Below are 18,715 nucleotides of genomic sequence, written 5' to 3'. Positions count from 1 at the left end.
GCCCCCCCCCTACTTCATCAGCGCCGCCAACCGCTCGGCGATTCTGGCGTATCCTTCGTCGTTCGGGTGGTAACGGTCCGAGGAGAGAAACCGCCCGACTCCGTGTTGAAACAGATCGAACGTCGGCACGAACGTCGTATCCGTCAGCGGCTCAGTCGCCTCGAAGACGGCGGCGTTCCAAGCCTGTACCGCAAGCGACGTGCCCTCGATTTCCGTGTACTCGATGAACGGGTTATACAAACCTATGTAGTAGATGTGAGCTCTGGGGGTAACGTCCCTTATTGTAGCCAAAATTTCTCGAATATGCGCCTGCGCATCCGGAATGTTCGCTTCGAACGTCCGGACGTCGATTTCGTCGCCGAGCCGGACCAGATCGTTCCCCCCGGCGGTCATCAGAACGATGTCCGCGCGGCGAAGCGCTTCCGCGATCCCTTCGCGGTCCTTCAAGTCCGCCAGCACCCGCTCCGTCGTATACCCGTTCACCGCGAAGTTGCCGACGACATGCGTCGGGACGTCCGCCTGTTCCTCGAGCAGGGCGCGAAGACGGCCGACGTAGCCTTGCCCCGTCGAATCGCCGTAGCCGAACGACAGCGAGTCGCCGAGCGCGACGATCTCGATGCTGTCTTCGCCTTCGAACGGCGCTTCTTCCCTCGCGTCGGCGACGGAGCGAATCGCGCCGTGCGGGGCGACGACCGTCTTGACGGCGTACGCGAAGCCCGCGACGAACAGCAGCGTGAACAAAACGGAGACGGCGGCGATCGCCCTCCATAGCCATTTAGAGCGTTGCATGCAGGGTCCTCTCCCTTTTCCGCCGATAGGTTTACTTCAAGAGTAAGCAATTTATTGCCCTTAAGCAAATTTCAATCTATTGGAGTCGATCTTCGACAGGTTTCTCGTGGCCCCCTTCGGTCGTTTCTCGATACAAGGGCGGAGGGTCCGTCGCGTCGGATTCCCTCGCCGACTTCGAATCGAAATAAGCCGACAGCTCCTTCCGCAGCGCGTCTGCCGTAAGCGGGCGATGTTCCGGCTTCGGCATAATGCCGACCTGCCCGTTCGGCTCCAGCGTCGCGACCTCGATTTCCTTATAGCTTCCATAGCCCGATTGCCGCAGACGCATCTCCAGCTGGTCGACGGTCATGCGCAGCTTGCGCAAGTTGGCCGCGTTCAGCTTTCCGTCTTCGACGACCGGGATCGATTTCCCCCCGAGCAGCGCCTCCAACCATTGGAATCGTATCTGCAGCTTCTCGACGATGATCAAGAGCATCACGATGATGAAGGCGGAGCCGATCGTCTTCCATATGCTCTTCTCGATGAACGGTTGAATGATGATCGAACCGATCGAAATCATGATCACCGTCGTCGGGATCGTCATTTGCGAAATCGACTTGCGGCCGACGAATCGGAGAAGGACGAAGCCCGTCAACGTCATGAGCACCGCCATCCAGATCCAATCCATTCCCTTCATTGCGCGCGTCCCGCCTTTCCTCATTTTCCTAATACGGTGCCCAGATGTTTACCGTTTTTTGCAAGACGGCGCCCGCATCGTGTACAATGAGTACCAAAACCGGGAGGCGAACCTCATGTTAAGCGATAACTTGCTGAAAGCGTTGAACGAGCAGATGAATTACGAGTTCTACTCTTCGCAGACATACTTGTCGATGGCGTCCTACTGCGCCGCGGAGAGCTTCGACGGGTTCGCGAACTTCTTCGAGGTGCAAGCCGAGGAAGAGAAGTTCCATGCCATGAAAATTTACAAGTTTATCAATACGCTCGGCAAGCGCGCCGTCGTTACCGGCATGAAGGATCCCGTCGCCGACTTCGAGTCGATTCGCGACGCCTTCGAGAAGGGGTATGCGCACGAGAAAGAAGTGACGCGCCGCATCTACAGCCTGTCCGACATCGCGCTCAACGAGCGGGAGCACGCGACGATGCACTTCCTCAAGTGGTTCATCGACGAGCAGGTCGAGGAAGAAGCGCTCTTCGACAACATCGTGCACAAGCTGAAGCTGATCGAAAAGGATTCGAACGCGTTCCTCATGATGGACGCCGAATTCGCGAAGCGCTCGTTCACGCCGCCGACGGAGTAAGTCGCGCGCGTCGCAACGCTTCCGCGGGCGTTGTTCCGCGAAAAAACCTCCCCTTCATCCGCCGAAACCCGAAATATCGGGCTTGAGGTGAATTAGGGGGAGGTTTTTTTGTTTATGTCCCGCTTACATCTCTTGCGTCGCGTTCGAATGTCCGGGCTTGCGCCGAATGTCCGCCCATTGCATGAGCGCAATGACGAGCAGCGAGCCGAACCCGATCGAATCCGTAATCCATCCCGGAACGATCAGCATCAGTCCGGCCGCCGCCGCCCAGACGCGTTCCCACCAACGCATCGGTCGAAACCAAAAGCCGATCATGCCCGCGCCGACGCCGAACATGCCGACCGTCGCCGTCAGGACGGCGAAGAGCGTCTCGTACCAAGCCGCGTCGATCAGAAGGAGCTCCGGCGACAAAACGAACACGTACGGGATCAGGAACGCGGCGATCGCCAGCTTGCTCGATTCGATGCCCGTGCGAATCGGCCCGCCGCCGGCGATGCCGGCCGCCGCGAACGCGGCTAACGCGACCGGAGGCGTAATATCCGCCACGATCCCGAAGTAGAACGCGAACATATGCGCCGCGAGGATCGGCACGTCGAGCTGAACGAGCGCCGGCGCGGCGATCGTCGCCGTAATGATGTAATTCGCCGTCGTCGGCGTACCCATGCCGAGCAGAATGGACGAAATCATCGTCAGAAATAAAGTCAGCAGCAGGATGCCGCCGGACAGATCGATCAGTCCGTTCGCGAACTTGAGCCCGAGGCCGGTCAGCGTAACGGTGCCGACGACCATGCCGGCCGCCGCTGTAGCGGCCACGACGCCGAGCGCCGAACGCGCTCCGTCTCGCAGCGTCCGGAAGAAATCCGCGACCGACAGCCGCGTATCCTTCCGAAAGAAGCTGACGGCGATCGACGACGCGATACCGTATAACGCCGCTCGGATCGGAGACGCGCCCATCATTAGCGCGACGATGATGACGACGATCGGAAGCAGCAGGTACGACCGCTTCAGCACCTCCCACCGGTCCGGCATCTCCTCGTCGTTCAATCCGCGCAGTCCGGTTCGCCTTGCCTCCAGATGCACCATAATCCATATGCCCGCGAAGTACAACGAAGCGGGGATCGCCGCGGCGAGCGCGATGTTCCAGTACTCGATGCCCGTGAACTCCGCCATGAGGAAGGCCGCGGCGCCCATGATCGGCGGCATGATCTGCCCGCCGGTGGACGAAGCCGCTTCCACCCCGCCGGCGAATTCCTTCCGATAGCCGAGCCGCTTCATCATCGGGATGGTGAACGCGCCGGACATGACGACGTTGGCGACGGAGCTGCCTGAAATCGTGCCTTGCAAGGCGCTGGAGAACACCGTCACCTTCGCCGGCCCCCCGACCCGGCGGCCCGCGATCGCCAGCGACAGCTCGTTGAAATACGCGCCGACGCCGGTCCGCTCCAAGAACGCGCCGAATAATAGAAACAAGAAGATGAACTTGGCGGACACCTGCAGCGGCGTACCGAATACGCCTTCCGTCGTGAAATACATCTGGCCGATGACGCGATCCCAGTCATAGCCCCGATGTTGTAAAAATCCAGGCAGAAAGCCGCCGAAGAGCGCATACAGCAGAAACAGCGAGGCGATGACGACGATCGGGACGCCGACGACGCGCCGCGCCGCTTCGAGCACGAGCAGCACGACGACGGCGCCGGTCGCATAGTCGACGGCCGAGAAGTTGCCGATTCGGGAAATCAGTCCGTCGAAGTTATACACCCAGTACGCCGCCGCCGCGACGGCCAGCATCGCGAGAGCGGCATCGTAGAGAGGCAGCTTGCCGCGATCCCCCCGTTTCCCGGGCGGAAACAACAGGTAGATCGCTCCGAGCCCGAACGCGAGATGGATCGACAGATGCTGCTGCGCCGGAGGCGCCGGGAAAATCGAGAAAACCACTTGATAGATGGAAAAGGCGACGAGCCACGCGCCGACGAACCACCCCTTCGCTCCGGCGAACCGACGAACCCTGGACTCCGGGTCGTACTTCGCCAGCAGCTCGTTCTGGTCAGGCGCGGACGGAATGCTTTCGAAGTTACCCATGGGCCGCTCCTCCCGACGTTAATCTCCATACATCCCAAACCGACACGCGTTTCGCCTCCAACCGGATCCGGCGTCCGGGTTCGCTCCAATCGGCGTGCGGATACGTACGGCCGGCGACGGTCAGCTCGTGGTTCGCCACTTCCCGTCCCATCCGGAGTCGAAGGACGCGGAAACGGCGATCCATCTGTTCGATGACGAGCTTCCCGTCTTCGATCCGGAACCGCTCGCCCGGCTCCGGGGACGACGGATTGCCGATGCCGTAGGAATCATATACGACTTGCTCCAGGACGAGCGAACGATCCTTCCCGACCCGATAACTTTCGATCACCGGCGTGCGATGAACGGAATGGATAAAGCGGATCTCGAACGGATCGTCCGCCCGGACCGGCACGGCGAGCATAAGGCCGCCTTCCGGTTCAAGCGTCGCCGTCAGCGCGAGCCGCGTCGGCGCGAACAGCGCTGCGCCGGCCAGGCCGACGGCGGCGACAAGCAAGGCGGCGATCCGCTTCCGGCGAATATTCATAAACAGCCTCCATTTCGAAAAAGAGAGGAGGCGCCGCCTCCCCTCCCTTCTCTTATGAACCGGCGATTATTGAACGCCCGCTTCCTCGAAATACTTCGCCGCGCCCGGGTGCACCGTCAGGCTCACGCCTTCCAGCGCCTTCTCGAGCGCGATCTCGGACGCCTTCGCGTGAACGGCGGCCATCGCGTCCAGATTCTCGAACAACGCTTTCGTCAGCCGATACACGAGATCCTCGCTCAGCTCCGAGCGGACGACCAGCTGCGCCTTGACGGCAACCGTGTTCACCGTCTCGTCGAACCCCGCGTAGGTGCCGCCCTCCACCGTCTGCGCCGCATAATACGGGTACTTCTCGATGAGCGCTTCGATGTTCTCGTCCGTCATGCCGACGATGCGGACGCCCTTCGTGGCCGCCAGCTCGCTGACCGCCGACGTCGGCGTGCCCGCCGTGACGAACGCCGCGTCCAACGTGCCGTCTTGAATGTAGCTGGTCGAGTCGCCGAAACCGAGGCGCTGCACCTGCCCGAGGTCGTCCTCGCTCATGCCGTGAATTTCGAGAATTTGCCGGGCGTTCGCTTCGGTTCCGCTGCCCGGTTCGCCGATCGACACCTTCTTGCCCGCCAAGTCCTCGACGCTTCGAATATCGCTGCTTTCCGGAACGACGATCTGGATCGTCTCGTTATACAGCGAAGCGACGGCTTGCACGTTTTCGATCGCGCCGCCCTCTTCGAACATCATGACGCCCTTGGAAGCGTAATCGGCGATGTCGCTTTGCACGAAGGCGAGGTCGACGTCGCCGTCCTTGATGAGCTGCATATTGACTACGGATGCGCCCGTGCTTTCCGCCGTCGCGTTGACGACTTCGTCCGTAAAGATTTGCGCCATGCCCCCGCCTAGCGGGTAGTATGTACCCGACGTGCCTCCGGTGGCGATGCTGATCGTTTCCGGATCCCCGCTTCCGCTGCCGGAGCAAGCCGCCAATGCGCCGGCCAACGCTACGACAAGAGCTAAAAGCGATGTGCGTGTGCGATTCATCGAATCATTCCCCTCTCCTTTTTTACCAATGGTATTCGGGCGGAGGACAAATTATCAACGAATCTTATTAGAATTACTTATAATGGTAGTCCCATGTCGGGCTGCAGCTTCCACAGCCCTTCGCGGGAAATCGTCAGCTTTTCGAAGCCGTCCGGCGTGATGACGTACGTGTTCTCGATGCCGACGACGCCGCGTCCGGGATACGTGAACTTCGGCTCGATCGCGAGCACCATGCCGGGCTCGAGCGCCGTCCGGAAGCCTCTAGCGAGCACCGGCCATTCGTCGATTTCGAGGCCGATGCCGTGGCCGACGAACTTGACCGCGTCCGGTCCGAAGCCCATGTAATGCTCGGCCAGCCCGAGCTCCGCCGCGAGCGACAGCGACAGCTCGTACAGCTCCTCGCAGATCGCGCCGGGCCGGAGCCGCTCTTCGATCGCGCGCAGGATCGTCTCCGACGCCTCGTATGCGGCGAGGAGGTCGGCCGGCAGCTCGCCGATGACCGCCGTGCGCGTCTGGTCGATGACGTAGCCGTCGACGTTGCAGCCGATGTCGAGCAGAATCGGCTCGCCCGGCTCGATCCGGCTCCAGCCCGCGCCTTTCGAGAAGGCGGGGTGCAGCCCTTCGCCGCCCGCCGGACCGTCGAACGCCGACGGCTTCGCCACCGCGGCGCCGCTCGCCGCGATGCCCGTCACGAGCTCGGAGCCCGCCGCGCGCACGCGCATGAGGCCGAGATGACCGCGCCGGCGCAGCGCGTATTCGATCTCGGCGAGCAGCTCGATCTCCCGCATGCCGGGGACGAGCTTCGGCACCGCCTCCGCGAGCGCCTCGTCGACGAGTTTCGCCGCGCGTCGAATGCAGCTCAGCTCCGCCTCGTCCTTCGCCATGCGCAGCGTGCGCACGATCGACGCGCCGTTCGTCCAAGACGCCTGCGGCAGCGCCGCCTTCAACCGCTCGAGTCCGTCCACGACGAGCGTGTCGAAGGCGGCGGCGAGCGCGCAAGCGCCGGCGAGCGCCGGCGTATTCGCCGCGACGCGCTCCTTCCACGTCTTCAGACTGCCGAGCGGCTCGACCCGCGCGGACGTCGACTCCTCCGCCGCGCGCGCGACGCTGCGCCGCACGTAGAAGACGGCTTCTCCCGCCGCCGGAACGACGAGAAACCCGCTTTGCATCGTGCCCGTCAAGTAGAAAATATCGATCGGGTGCGTCGCGACGAAGCCGTCGAGACGCTGCTCCCGGAGCATGCTTTGAAGTCTGTTTATGCGATTCAGCGTACTCATGCCTCTTCCCCTTTATGCTTTCGTTTGCCCCATTTTACCACTGCTCCCCCAAGACAAAAAGGGACCCGGCCGCTTGCGCGCCGGGCCCGTGCTTCTCGGGAACTAGCTGACTTCTTCCAAAAACCGATATTGCGCTTCGATCAGGCCGTAATAATACCCTTGCAGCCGCATCAGTTCGTCGTGATCGCCTTGCTCGACGATGCTGCCGTGATCCAGCACGACGATCTGATCGGCGTTCCGGATCGTGGACAGCCGGTGCGCGATAATGAACGACGTCCGGCCGTGCAGCAGCTTCTTCAAGGCTTCTTGGATTTTCGCTTCGGTTTCCGTATCGATGCTCGCCGTCGCCTCGTCGAGGATGAGCACTCTCGGGTCCGCGAGCAGCGCCCGCGCGAACGACAGCAGCTGCCGCTGCCCCATCGACAGCACGTTGCCGCGCTCTTCGACTTGGGTATCGTACCCGTTCGGCAGGTTCACGATGAACTCGTGCGCGCCGACCGCCTTCGCGGCTTCCTCGATCTCCGCGTTCGTCGCGTCCAGCTTGCCGAATCGGATGTTATCCCGAATCGTGCCCGAGAAGATGAACGTATCCTGCAGCACGATGCCGACCTGCGAACGAAGGCTCTGGATCGTGACGTCGCGGATGTCGGTGCCGTCGATGGCTACCTGGCCGCCGACCGGATCGTAGAAGCGGCAGAGCAGGTTAATGAACGTGCTCTTGCCGGAGCCGGTATGGCCGACGAGCGCGATCGTCTGCCCCGCCTTCACTTCCAAGCTGACGCCCTTCAGCGCCGGTCGGTTTTTCTCGTATTCGAACACGACGTCGCGGAACGAGATGTCGCCCTTGATCGACTGCAGCTCCTTCGCTTCCCGCTTCTCCGCGACCGTCGGTTCCTCGTCGATGAACTCGAAGATGCGTTCGGACGAAGCCATGGCGATGAGCAGCTGCGAATACATCTGTCCGAGCCGGTTGATCGGCTCCCAGAAGTTGCCGACGTACGTGGCGAACGCGAGCAGCATCCCGATCGACAGCTCGCCTTGCTGGATCAAATACGCGCCGTAGAAAAACAAGATGAACGAGCCGACGCCGGCCGTCACTTCGATCAGCGGGTTGAACGCTTGGTTCATCAAGGAGGCGAGATCCCACGCCTTCCGGTTGCTCGTGTTCATCGTGTCGAAGAACGCCATGTTATCCTTTTCCTGCGTGTACGCTTGCGTGACCTTAATGCCTTGAATGCTCTCGTTCAAGTGAGAGTTAATGCGCGACTGCTTCTGCCGCACGTCCTGCCATACCCGGCGGATGCGCTTGCGCAGCGACGTCGAGAGCACGAACATGATCGGCACCGTGATCATGATCGCGAGGCCGAGCTTCACGTTCAGCGTCAGCAAGATCGCGATGATGCCGACGAGCTGGACGCAGTCGATGAGCAGGTTGACGACCCCGTTCGTGAACAGTTCCTGCAGCGAATTGACGTCGTTCGTAATGCGCACCAGAATCGAGCCCGCGGGACGCTTATCGAAGAACCGGAAGCTCAGCTTCTGAATATGCTTGAACAGATGGGCGCGCAGGTCGAAGATGACCCGCTGCCCGATAATGTTCGTGAACCGGATGCGGAAGAAGCCCGCCCCCCATTGCACGAGGAACAATCCGGCGATCGCCGCGCAGTACGTCCACAGCGTCGCCGCGTTCTTGCCGCCCTCCGGCCCGACCTCGTCGATCGCATAGCCGAGCAGCAGCGGCACGAGCAGCTTCGTGATCGTCCCGAGCACCATCGCGACGATGATGACCGGCAGCAGCTGCTTCGCATAAGGTCTGATATACGCCGCCAATCGGGAAAACTGCGCCCAGTCGAACGGCTTCTCCATCACTTCGTCGTCTTGGTAGACGAAGCGTTCCGCCTTCTTCCGTTCGGCGGCTTCGGCCGCTTGCGCCTGCGTTCTTTTCTCTTGCCGTTCGGTCGTCATCCGTGTGCCACTCCTCGTTGTTCCATCCGTGTCGCCGCGAGGTCGGGGTGATCGGAGTATTGGATGTTATACGTTTCGCGGTAACGTCCCGGCTGCGCTAACAGCTCTTGGTGCGTTCCCCGCTGCACGATGCGTCCTTCGTCGAGCACGATGATTTCGTCCGCGTGCTTGAGCGAAGAGATCCGATGCGCGACGACGAACGTCGTTCGTCCGTTCATCACTTGCCGCAGGCCTTGCTGGATGACGTGTTCCGTCTCCATGTCGACGGCGCTCGTCGCGTCGTCGAGCAGCAGCACCTTCGGATTTTCCAGGATCGCGCGCGCGATCGCGATGCGCTGCTTCTGCCCGCCGGAGAGACCCATGCCGCGCTCGCCGACGATCGTGTCGTAGCCGAGCGGCAGCTCCATGATGAAGTCGTGCGCTTGCGCCAGCTTCGCCGCTTCGACGATGCGTTCCATCGAGATGTCCCGCTGGCCGTACGCGATGTTGTTGCGGATCGTCGAGGAGAACAGGAACGTCTCCTGGAAGACGATCGCGATCTGCTGACGCAGGCTTTCGAGCTCCAGCTCCTTGATGTCTTTCCCGTCGAGCAGGATGCGTCCGTCTTTGACGTTGTACGCCCGCATCAGCAGCTGGAACACCGTCGACTTGCCGGAGCCGGTCGGTCCGAGCAGGCCGATGACGGAGCCCGGCTTCGCGTCGACGGAGAAGTCGACGAGCGCGGGAGCGTTTTCCGGATAAGCGAAGGTGACGTTTTCAAACTGGACGTGACCCTCGGAGCGAGCGTCGTCCACCGGGACGGCGTTCGGGTTGTTCTTGACATGAATGTATTGGTTCAAGATTTCCAGCACGCGTTCGCCGGACGCCTTCGACTGCGTGTAATTGTTGATGTGGAAGCCGAGTCCCCACATCGGACCGATGATGTACCATATGAGCGAGAAGAACGCGAGCAGCTCGCCGGTCGTCATCTCGCCCCGCAGGACGAACGTGCCCCCGGTCGCCAGCAGGATGACGATGCTCAGGTTCGCGAACACTTCCATGACCGGGAAGTAGCGAGCCCAGATGAACGCGGAGCCGGTCAGATTTTCTCGGAATTGATCGTTGCGCACCGAGAACTTCTCGACCTCGTGCGACTCTCGAGCGAACGACTTGACCGTGCGGACGCCCGTAATGTTTTCCTGGACCGCCGTCGTCAGATCGCTCATGGACTTGCGGATTTCCCGGAACGCCGGGTGAATCTTCGACTCGAACCGGAACGCCGTAAACACGAGGAACGGCATCGTGACGAGCGTGATCAGCATCAGCTTCCAGTTCAACGCCGCCATCATGATCGAACCGAAGCCGACCATTAGGAATACGTTCAAAAATTGAGGGAAACCGAAGCCGATGAATTGCCGGATGCCGTCGAGGTCGCCCGTGAGCCTCGACATCAGGTCGCCCGTCCGCGCCTTGTCGTAATATTGGAACGATAAGTACTGAAGCTTCTCGTACAATGATTTTCTGAGATTGTAGGCGACTTGGTTGCCGAGTCTGCCGCCCGCGAGACCGTGCAGAAATTGAAATCCCGCCTTGATCGCGACGACGACGAGCACGGTAGAGGCAACGAACGGCACCTGACCGTAGTTCCCCTTCATGATGATCTCATCGACCAGATGCTTCAGCATGTAAGGGTACACTAGACCAAGCGCCGTCGAAACCGCCAAACAGAGAATCGATGCGAAAATCAGATACTTCAACTTCCCGGGCCAATAAAAACTTCGGAGCTGTTTAAATACTTCCATGCCGGTTCCCCTCTCGCTCGCTTTGTCGCGCGAGCTTTTCCCTATCGGTTTTGTAATCTTTATGCAGTGTAGCACCGTAGGGGGGAACATTCAAAAAGGGGAAATCGGCATAAATCAGGTTATTTTCCCTTATTTCCACGAAATGTTCACACAATGGGAATCATTCATTGAAATCTTCGGTTTTCAAGCGACATTACTGCCCCTTGCGCGAAGTCGCGTCGAAGGCGTCCCGAAGCGATCGCAACCGCGTCCATGTCCGCTCCGCGTCCGCCGGGTCGAGCGGCCGCTCCCAAGCGGATCTCGCGCTTTCGAACGATTGCGAGAGCGCCGATTCGAGCTTGCTCTCGATCTCCCCGCCGACGCGTCGCAGCTCGTCTTCCATCCACGCCGCGAACGTCTCGCCCAATCGGTCGACCGCTTCGCTTACGTTCGACTGCCAACGCTTCTCGAGCGCTTCTCGAAGCGCCTTCCGGCCTTCGCCCGCGAAGAAATGCTTCGCGCTCCGGTATTGCGACGACAGCAGCTTCGCGTCGGGCGCCTCCCCTTCCCAGACCGATTCGATCTCGGGCGTACGGAATTCCGGCTCTTCCCACGCCGGAGGCTCGTACGCTTCAGCGACTTTGGCGATCCGCTCGTTGCAGCGGCCGACGGACGCCTCGATCGCTTGCTTCAGGAACCGCTCGAGCCGCAGCGACACCGCGAGCGCTTCGTTGACCAGCTCCGTCTGCAGGTACTGTACGAGATCGCGCCAAGCGAACGCGAGCGACGTCTTGACGTCGCCGCGGTCCTCGCGCAGCGTCGAAGGATTGAACGACGCGGCATACCATTCTCCGAATCGGTGCTGGAACCGCTGCTTGACGTAATACAGCTGCTCGCCCGCTTCCTTGACGACCTCGGCGCGGATCGCGTCGATATCGAACGCGCGCGCCGTCTCCCGCGCCTGCGACTCGCTCGCCGCGAGCCGCTCCATCGCTTGACGACGCTCCGTCTCGCCCGCTCTGGCGCCCTGCAGCGCCGTCGCCGCGAGATGCACCGCGCGGGACAGCTCCGCCCCCGCGGCGCGGTAAGCGAGCCCCGCCAGCTCCGTCGACGCGAAGCGGTCGAACCGTTCCTCGAACGCGGCGATGCCGGACATGGCCGCCGCGTTCTCGTCGCCGGCTCGCTTCGCTTCAAGCGCCTGGAGCGAGGAGACGGGGAACAACCGCGGATGGCGCACGCCGAAGGCGGCGAGGTTTCCCTTGACGTGCTCTAGCACGTCCTGCAGCTCCGCCTCGCTCGAGGCGAGGTCGGCGGCGTTCACGACGAAGAACATCTTATCGAGCTCGAACGCGTCCTTCACGCGGCCGAGCTGTTCGAGGAACTGCCGGTCCGCGCGAGAGAACGCGTGGTTGTAGTAGGTCACGAAGAAGATCGCGTCGGCGTTCTTCATGTAGTTGAACGCGACGCCGGTATGGCGCGCGTTGATCGAGTCGGCTCCCGGCGTGTCGACGAGCGTGACGCCTTGGCGCGCGAGCGGCGAGTCGTAATAGAGCTCGATCCGTTCGACGAACGCCGACTTGCGCTCCTCCGCCACGTAGGCGCGGAAGAGGTCGCGATCGGCGCGGACGTCCGTGCCGAGGTGCGGCTCGGCGTCGCTCCAGCCGCTCGCGACGGCGCGCAGGAACGCGAGGTGCGGCTTGCCGCCGGGCGGCACGTCGTCGACGCGCTTCTCGAGCGACGCGATGCGCTTCGGCAGCTCGGCGGGCTCGAGAGCGCCGGAAGGCGTCGCGACGCCGAGCGCGGCGAGCGAATGCCGGACGCCGTCCAGCACCGCCTCGCGCGTCTTCATCGTGACGCGCGCCGTGTTGTGCGGCCACTCCGACGTCGGCGGCACGACCGTGTTGATCGCGGCCGTCGTCGGATTCGGCGACACCGGCAGCGCCGCGTCGCCGAGCAGCGCGTTGGCGAACGACGACTTGCCCGCGCTGAACGCGCCGAACAGCGCCGCCGTGAAGCGGCGGTCCCGGAGACGCTGCGCCTTCTCTCGCAGCGCCTCCGACGCGCCGGCGAGCGCCGGCAGCTTGGCCGCGAGGGCGCTCGCCTCCTCGAGGAGGGCGGCGCCCTCCTCGAAGCGCGCGCGCAGCTCGGCGCGCGGCGGCGCGGCCGTCGCGACGCCGCCGGCCGCATCGCGAGGCTGCCCGGACGCCGCCTGCGACAGGTTCAGCGCGGCGGCCTTGGTCGGCGCCAGCGGATGCGCATGCGCGCCGTCCGCCGCAGCCTCGGGCGCCGCGTTCGGCAGCTTGCGCGCGTCGGGCAGCGTCGCCCCCGCGCGCGCCGTCTCGGCGGCCGTCGGCAGCAGCGCGAGCAGGCGCGCCCGCGCTGCCGCTTCCTCGGCGTCCAGCGCCTCGAGCGCCCGCCGATGCGACAGCGCCGCCTCGAGCGTCTCCGCCTCCGCGGCGAGCGCCTCGCCGTCCAACGCGTACATCGCTTCGGCCGCGTCCGCGAGCGCCTCCGCCGCGGCGACCGCCGCGCGCCTTGCCGTCAGCCGCGCCTCGGCGGCGATCTCCTTCGCGTAGTTGAGCGTGTACTCGCCGGAGGCGACGGCGCCGGGACGAACCATGGCGATCAGCCATTCGGGCGTCACCTCGACGTCCACCGTCTCGACGGCCGCGGTCACCTCGGCATCGCCGAGGCCCAGCTCGAGCCCGGCCTTCCGTACGGTGTCGCGGACGTGCCAGACGAGCCGCACCTTCACATGCTCCGCGAACTCCGCGCGGAACGCCTCGAGCCGCCGCCGGCGCTCTTCCTCCGTCTTCGCGGCGGCGAACAGCAGCCCGACTCGGAAGCCCGGCTGCCGGCTCTCCAGGAACGCGAGCGCCGCGTCCCGCGTCGTCGCGGGCGTAATGTTCGCGTTGTCCGCGATCGACGTCGCTTCCGCGCGCAGCCGGTCCGTCAGCCGCTCCCGCACCGTCGCCCTCGCCTCAAGCTCCGCGCGCAGCGCCTCGTATCGCTCGGCGGCGTCCCGATCCTCGCCGGCCGCGAGCCGCTCCAGCTCGGCGCGGCGGTCCTCCTGGCGCGACCGGACGGCGCGGGCGCCTTCCTCCGCGAGCTCCGTCCCCGCGGCCGCGAGACCGGCGAGCGCCAGCTCGGGCCCGCCCTCGACCAAGGCGCCGAGCAGCGCGCGCAGCCGGTTCGTCTCGTTCTTCGGATGATCCGGCGCCATCAGCGTCGTATAGAGGCACGCCGCCGGCTTCACGCCCCAGGAACGGAACGCGTTCTCGACGCCCTCCTGGAACGAGGCGAACGGCACCTCCTCCTCGCGATGCTTGTCGATCTGGTTCACGACGAGCACGAGCGGCTTGCCCATCTCGGACAACCGCTTCGCGAAGTCCATATTCATCTCGGACAAGACATGGTTGTAGTCCATCACGTAGAACACGACGTCCGCGAGATGCAGCGCCGATTCCGTCGATTGTCGGTGCAGGTCGTCGGTCGAATCGACGCCGGGCGTATCGAGCAGCACGCCGCCGTCCCCGAGCATCGGTATCGGATGCCGCAGCTCGACCGACCGCACCTCCTCGCCGGCTTTCGCGTACTTGGACGCTTCCTCGATGCGGACACGCGCTTCGCGCCCGTCCCGATACCGCAGCACCGCCTCGGACGTCGCGCCGCTGCGAATCGCCACGATGTTGGCGCTCGTCGGAATCGGGCTCGACGGCAGCAGCCGCGCGCCGCACAGATGATTGATCAGACTCGACTTCCCCGCGGAAAAATGCCCGCAAAACGCAAAATAAATCTCGCTCTTTCTCCCCTTCGCCGCGAGCGCGTCGGCCTTCTCCGCCAGCGCCGCGTCCCCCTGCTCCCGAAGGGCGCTTCCGAGCGCCTCCAGCTCTTCGATCACCCGGTTTCTCTTCTCCGCGATCATGCTCCGTGTCTCTCCTAACCCGATACCGTTCTTTATACGTGCAACTCTGTCATTATACAACAATCCCCCGCGCCCTGTAACCGCGGCCTCGCGAACGAAAAAAAGACGCCCCTCCCGGGCGAAAGGCCGGGACGGGCGTCGACGCGACTCGCATCTACCGAAGTTAGACCGAGGTGACTTTCAAATCATGTTCTTCCGGGACCAAAATCTCGAACACTTCGCCATGCTGAAGAATCGTAATGTCGCGTCCCTTCTCTTTCATGACGACGACGTCGCGCTTCGCCCGCATGCGGTCGATGTAATGCTCCGGCACCGCGCCGGACTCGGTCACCGTCACCCCTTCGACGACGGTCTCCTCGTCTTCCTTCAGCTTCGTGCTAAGCACTTTATCGTAAATATCCGAAAATTGCTCGAAATTCTTCGTGTATACGGAAATGCATTTCATATGTTTCTCTCACCCTTCTGCTTCTCCGACGCGCGTCTGTTCGGCGTCATGCTTCTATATGTTTTACAGTCTTTCTAGTTTTCGGCGTTTTCATACGTTTCTTCCCTTCTCGGCACAAGGAAAGCAGCGGACAGCCTTCGCATTTCGGCTGCTGCGCCTTGCAATGGTACCTTCCCAGGAAGATGAGCCGATGATGCGTCGCGGTCCATTCGTCCTTCGGCACCTTGCTCATCAGCTTCTTCTCGACCTCTAGCACCGAATCGTCCCAGCCCGCGATGCCGAGCCGCTTCGACACCCGCTCGACGTGCGTGTCCACGGCGATCGCCGGCACCCCGAAGGCGGTCGAGACGACGACGTTCGCCGTCTTCCTTCCGACGCCGGGCAGCTTCACGAGCTCTTCGTGCGCCTCCGGAATGTCGCCGCCGTATTCGTCGAGGAGCAGCCTGCAGAGCGATCGGATATGCTTCGCCTTGTTTCGGTACAACCCGATCCGCTTAATGTCGTTCTCGAGCTCCTCCAGCGATACGGCCAAGTAATCCTCCGGCGTCCGATACTTCCGGAACAAGTCGGCCGTCACCTTGTTGACCGTCTCGTCCGTGCACTGCGCGGAGAGCAGCACCGCGATCGTCAATTCGAACGGATTCGAATGCACGAGCTCGCAATGCGCGTCCGGGAACATGCCGGCGACGATGTCGAGCGCCTCGCGAACCTGCGCCTTGTTCATCCGTTCGTCCTCCTTCTCGCGTATGTATCCTCGAAATTCGTCGTTTTTTCGTAGCGTACTCTAGTGTAGCGAACCGCCCAACGTTTTTCAATGGGAAAAGGGTGCGATTCGACGTCACATTGCGAACTTTTTTGGACAAAAAACGAGGGCGAGACGTCTCGTCTCGCCCCGGAGGCTCCCTCCGCGAGCTCGTTACTGCTTCACGAGCTCGACGATCTTGCCGTTCATCAAGTATACGACGATGGTGTCGTTCTCCTTCAATTGGTTCATCGTCATCGCGGCGCCGGCGGCCGTAGTGACTTTGACGTTCGCCTCCGCCGTATATTTGCTCTGGTCGCCGACCTTCGCGATCTTGAAGGAAACCTCGTTCTTCGCCGCGTCGTAGCCGCTGAACTTCCGCGTCTCCGCTTGCGCGACGTATACGTAAGGCTTTCCTTGCGCATCGACGATGAGCGACACGCGATCGTTCAACATCAGCGACGAAGCGCTCGTCGAGACGGTCGTCCCTTTTTGGACCGAGATGCCGCCGGTTAAGCTGTAGTTTTTCACGTTGCCGTTGTAGTCGGTGACGGACAGCTTCCCGGCCGTCGTATCCAGCGTCGACACCTTGCCGACGACCGCGGCCGGCTCTTGGACTGACACGACTCTGCGCCCCGCGTAATTGACGACGATCGGCTGACCGATCGTCAGGGACGCCAGCGCCGCCGGTTGACCGTCGCGGCCGAGCACCTTGGCTTCGCTGTCCAACGCCAGCGAGACGGACGAGCCTTTCGCGTCTTTCGCGGATACCGTCCGGGTCGCCGCCGTAACGGAGTTCAGAGTATATACGAACGACTTCTCGACTTGGATCATCTGCACTTCGTTCGTGTTATATCCCATGGACAGATGGACCTTCGCGCCCACGGCGACGTCCGCGAAGCCGGCGCTCGATTGAAGCGGCACCTCGACGACGGTGTACTGCGCGTACGGCAGCGTCGTCGATGCGTTGTCCGCGGTCGAGACGGTGATCGTGCGCGCCGTCGCGTTCACGGCCGTCACCGTACCGCTCACCTTCGTAACGACGTCGAGACGTACGAGTTGGTCGGACGTTACGCTCAGATCCACTTTGCGGCCTGCGGCGACGTACGTCTTAAACATTTGATCCGTCATCGCCGTACCGTCGAGCACGAACATGGAACGGTCCGTGATTTTATAGAAATGCACGGCGTTCTTCGAATCCCTGACGATCATGTACTCGGCTTGCAGCGTATCGATCGTGACGTTTTGCAGCTTGGTCACGTTGCGGTTCGTTACCGTAATTTGATCCACTTGATTCGTAGCGCCCGAGAGGCGCAGCTGCACGACATCGCCGACCTGCAAATCGCCGATCGTCGGATTGGTCAACCCATCGATGCTGACGGCGGCGTTCGGTCTCACGATGAACGCTTCCGGCGTCGTACTGTTCACCTTGATCGTGATCGTATCGCCGGCGATGACTTGGAAGTCGCCGGTCTTCGTGACGTACTTCTGCACCGTAATGTCGACGGACACGATCTCGCTGTCTTCGATCTCGTAAGCGATCGTATCCCCGGACTGAATGCCGCTCAGATCGGACAACGGCTGTCCCTTCACCGTCAACGTCGCGCCGTCGACGAGCGGATACGTTACGATCGATCCCTTGTCGTCCGTGAACGTCACCGTGCGAGCCGCCGCGTTCACCGTCTGGACGATTCCCGTGCCCTTCGCGTTGAACGCCTCTTCGATCAAGACGATCGCGGACACTTCGGTCGTACCCGCCATCCGCTGCAATCGAATTTCGCTGCCCTTGGTCAGCTGCGACAAGGATAACCCCGTTCCGCCTGCATTCGTCACCGTGACGGTCGAGGTAAGATCGTACTGTTCCAACGACCCGTTCGAGCGTCGCAATACGAGCGAGCTAGAGGCGATGTCGAGCGCTTCGAGCTCGCCGTCGATCGACTCGAGCTCGACCGCGCCGCCCGTCACTTCGATATAATAGGCTTGGCCGCCTTGATGAATGACGCGAATCGGCGTCAAGCTCGTCAGCGCGCTCCGATCGAGCGATCCGCCCTCGGCGTCGAAGACGAGCGTCTCCGCGTTCAGGCCGAACGTGCGTGCGGCTCCGCCGCCAGCGGGCTGCAGGACGAGCGACGAGCCGCTAAGGCTCGACACGAGGCCGCTCGTATACTTCGATTCGTCGTCCGGGATGTACTTATCCGCGCGGGACAGGATCGTGGCGATCTGCGCCCGCGTGACGGCGTCCTTCGGCTTGAACGTATTGTCCGTAAAGCCGGTGACGAGCTCGAGCTCCTGCGACTTCGCGACATAGCCCGCGGCGCCGGCGGACACGTCGCTCGCGTCCGCGAAGCCGAGCGCACCGCTTGCCGGCTGTTCGCCCAACGCGCGGACGATCAGCTTCGACACCCATTCCCGCGTCGCCGGACGCTTGCCCCATGGCGTCGTGCCCGTCGCCGCGGCGGCCGTCTCTTCGCTCATGTCGATAATGCGTTCCTCGAGCGCCTTCACGACGTACTTCGTGAAGAAGGCGTCCTCCTGGAAGCCGGTGACGATGTCTCCGGAACCGGCGAGCGCTTCCTCTTCGAGCCCGACCATCCGGATCACCATAACGATCGCTTCCTGTTGCGTGACGTCCTGGCTCGGACGGAACCCGCCGTCGGTATACCCCTTCACGATGCCGGCGGACGCCAGCTTGGCGACATGGCTCTTCGCCCAATGGGTCGACACGATGTCGGGGAACGTCAGCTTCACGCCCGTCGTCGATGACGCGGTCGTGGTCGTCGTCTCGGCCGCGAACGCGGTCGCGCCCGTGCCGAGCAAGAGCGAGGCGGTCAGAGCGGCGGTCGTCAGGACCGCGAACGGCTTACGTACTTTATGATTCAT

General features: G+C 62.6%; 13 protein-coding genes. 1 reads left to right on the top strand and 12 read right to left on the bottom strand.

The annotated features are described in order from the left end of the window. Window positions 1-9: 9 nt before the first annotated feature. A complete protein-coding gene (locus FE782_RS07350; RefSeq protein WP_138193412.1) occupies window positions 10-789 on the bottom strand; it encodes a GDSL-type esterase/lipase family protein in 780 nt (259 codons plus the stop codon). Between the two features lie 76 nt (window positions 790-865). Next, window positions 866-1,465: a DUF421 domain-containing protein gene (locus FE782_RS07345; RefSeq protein ID WP_158299278.1), complete on the bottom strand. Its 600-nt coding sequence runs from the start codon at window positions 1,463-1,465 to the stop codon at window positions 866-868. 115 nt (window positions 1,466-1,580) lie between these two features. Between FE782_RS07345 and FE782_RS07340 the strand changes: the two genes are divergently transcribed. Further along, on the top strand, window positions 1,581-2,087 hold the full coding sequence (locus tag FE782_RS07340) for a ferritin (protein WP_138193410.1): 507 nt from the start codon (window positions 1,581-1,583) through the stop codon (window positions 2,085-2,087). 123 nt (window positions 2,088-2,210) lie between these two features. Here FE782_RS07340 and FE782_RS07335 read toward each other — a convergent pair whose 3' ends face one another. The 10 genes from FE782_RS07335 to FE782_RS07290 all read right to left on the bottom strand — a co-directional run bounded on the left by FE782_RS07335 (window position 2,211) and on the right by FE782_RS07290 (window position 18,715). Beyond that, a complete protein-coding gene (locus FE782_RS07335) occupies window positions 2,211-4,166 on the bottom strand; it encodes a TRAP transporter permease (protein ID WP_138193409.1) in 1,956 nt (651 codons plus the stop codon). Then, entirely contained in the window at window positions 4,159-4,689 is a 531-nt protein-coding gene (locus FE782_RS07330; RefSeq protein WP_138193408.1) for a DUF1850 domain-containing protein, read from the bottom strand. The genes FE782_RS07335 and FE782_RS07330 overlap by 8 nt, the downstream gene beginning before the upstream one ends. Before the next feature lie 66 nt (window positions 4,690-4,755). Further along, on the bottom strand, window positions 4,756-5,721 hold the full coding sequence (locus FE782_RS07325; RefSeq protein WP_138193407.1) for a TAXI family TRAP transporter solute-binding subunit: 966 nt from the start codon (window positions 5,719-5,721) through the stop codon (window positions 4,756-4,758). A gap of 77 nt (window positions 5,722-5,798) precedes the next feature. Further along, a complete protein-coding gene (locus tag FE782_RS07320) occupies window positions 5,799-6,998 on the bottom strand; it encodes a M24 family metallopeptidase (protein WP_138193406.1) in 1,200 nt (399 codons plus the stop codon). 102 nt (window positions 6,999-7,100) lie between these two features. Then, the gene (locus tag FE782_RS07315; RefSeq protein ID WP_138193405.1) at window positions 7,101-8,963 is read right to left on the bottom strand and encodes an ABC transporter ATP-binding protein; all 1,863 of its coding nucleotides are present in this window, start codon (window positions 8,961-8,963) and stop codon (window positions 7,101-7,103) included. Beyond that, on the bottom strand, window positions 8,960-10,744 hold the full coding sequence (locus FE782_RS07310) for an ABC transporter ATP-binding protein (RefSeq protein ID WP_138193404.1): 1,785 nt from the start codon (window positions 10,742-10,744) through the stop codon (window positions 8,960-8,962). The genes FE782_RS07315 and FE782_RS07310 overlap by 4 nt, the downstream gene beginning before the upstream one ends. 193 nt (window positions 10,745-10,937) lie before the next feature. Then, window positions 10,938-14,648 (bottom strand): dynamin family protein, encoded by a 3,711-nt coding sequence (locus FE782_RS07305; protein ID WP_138193403.1) that lies wholly within the window; start codon window positions 14,646-14,648, stop codon window positions 10,938-10,940. A gap of 163 nt (window positions 14,649-14,811) precedes the next feature. Next, entirely contained in the window at window positions 14,812-15,093 is a 282-nt protein-coding gene (locus tag FE782_RS07300) for an NAD/NADP transhydrogenase alpha subunit (RefSeq protein ID WP_138193402.1), read from the bottom strand. A gap of 46 nt (window positions 15,094-15,139) precedes the next feature. Beyond that, on the bottom strand, window positions 15,140-15,817 hold the full coding sequence (gene nth / locus FE782_RS07295; RefSeq protein WP_138193401.1) for an endonuclease III: 678 nt from the start codon (window positions 15,815-15,817) through the stop codon (window positions 15,140-15,142). 192 nt (window positions 15,818-16,009) lie between these two features. Beyond that, a complete protein-coding gene (locus tag FE782_RS07290) occupies window positions 16,010-18,715 on the bottom strand; it encodes an S-layer homology domain-containing protein (RefSeq protein WP_138193400.1) in 2,706 nt (901 codons plus the stop codon).

Origin of the sequence: Paenibacillus antri (genome assembly GCF_005765165.1) — a bacterium.
In the GTDB taxonomy this organism is placed as follows: Bacteria; Bacillota; Bacilli; order Paenibacillales; family YIM-B00363; genus Paenibacillus_AE; species Paenibacillus_AE antri.
Note: the sequence above shows the minus strand (reverse complement) of the source record. Positions and strands in the feature narration are given on the sequence as shown.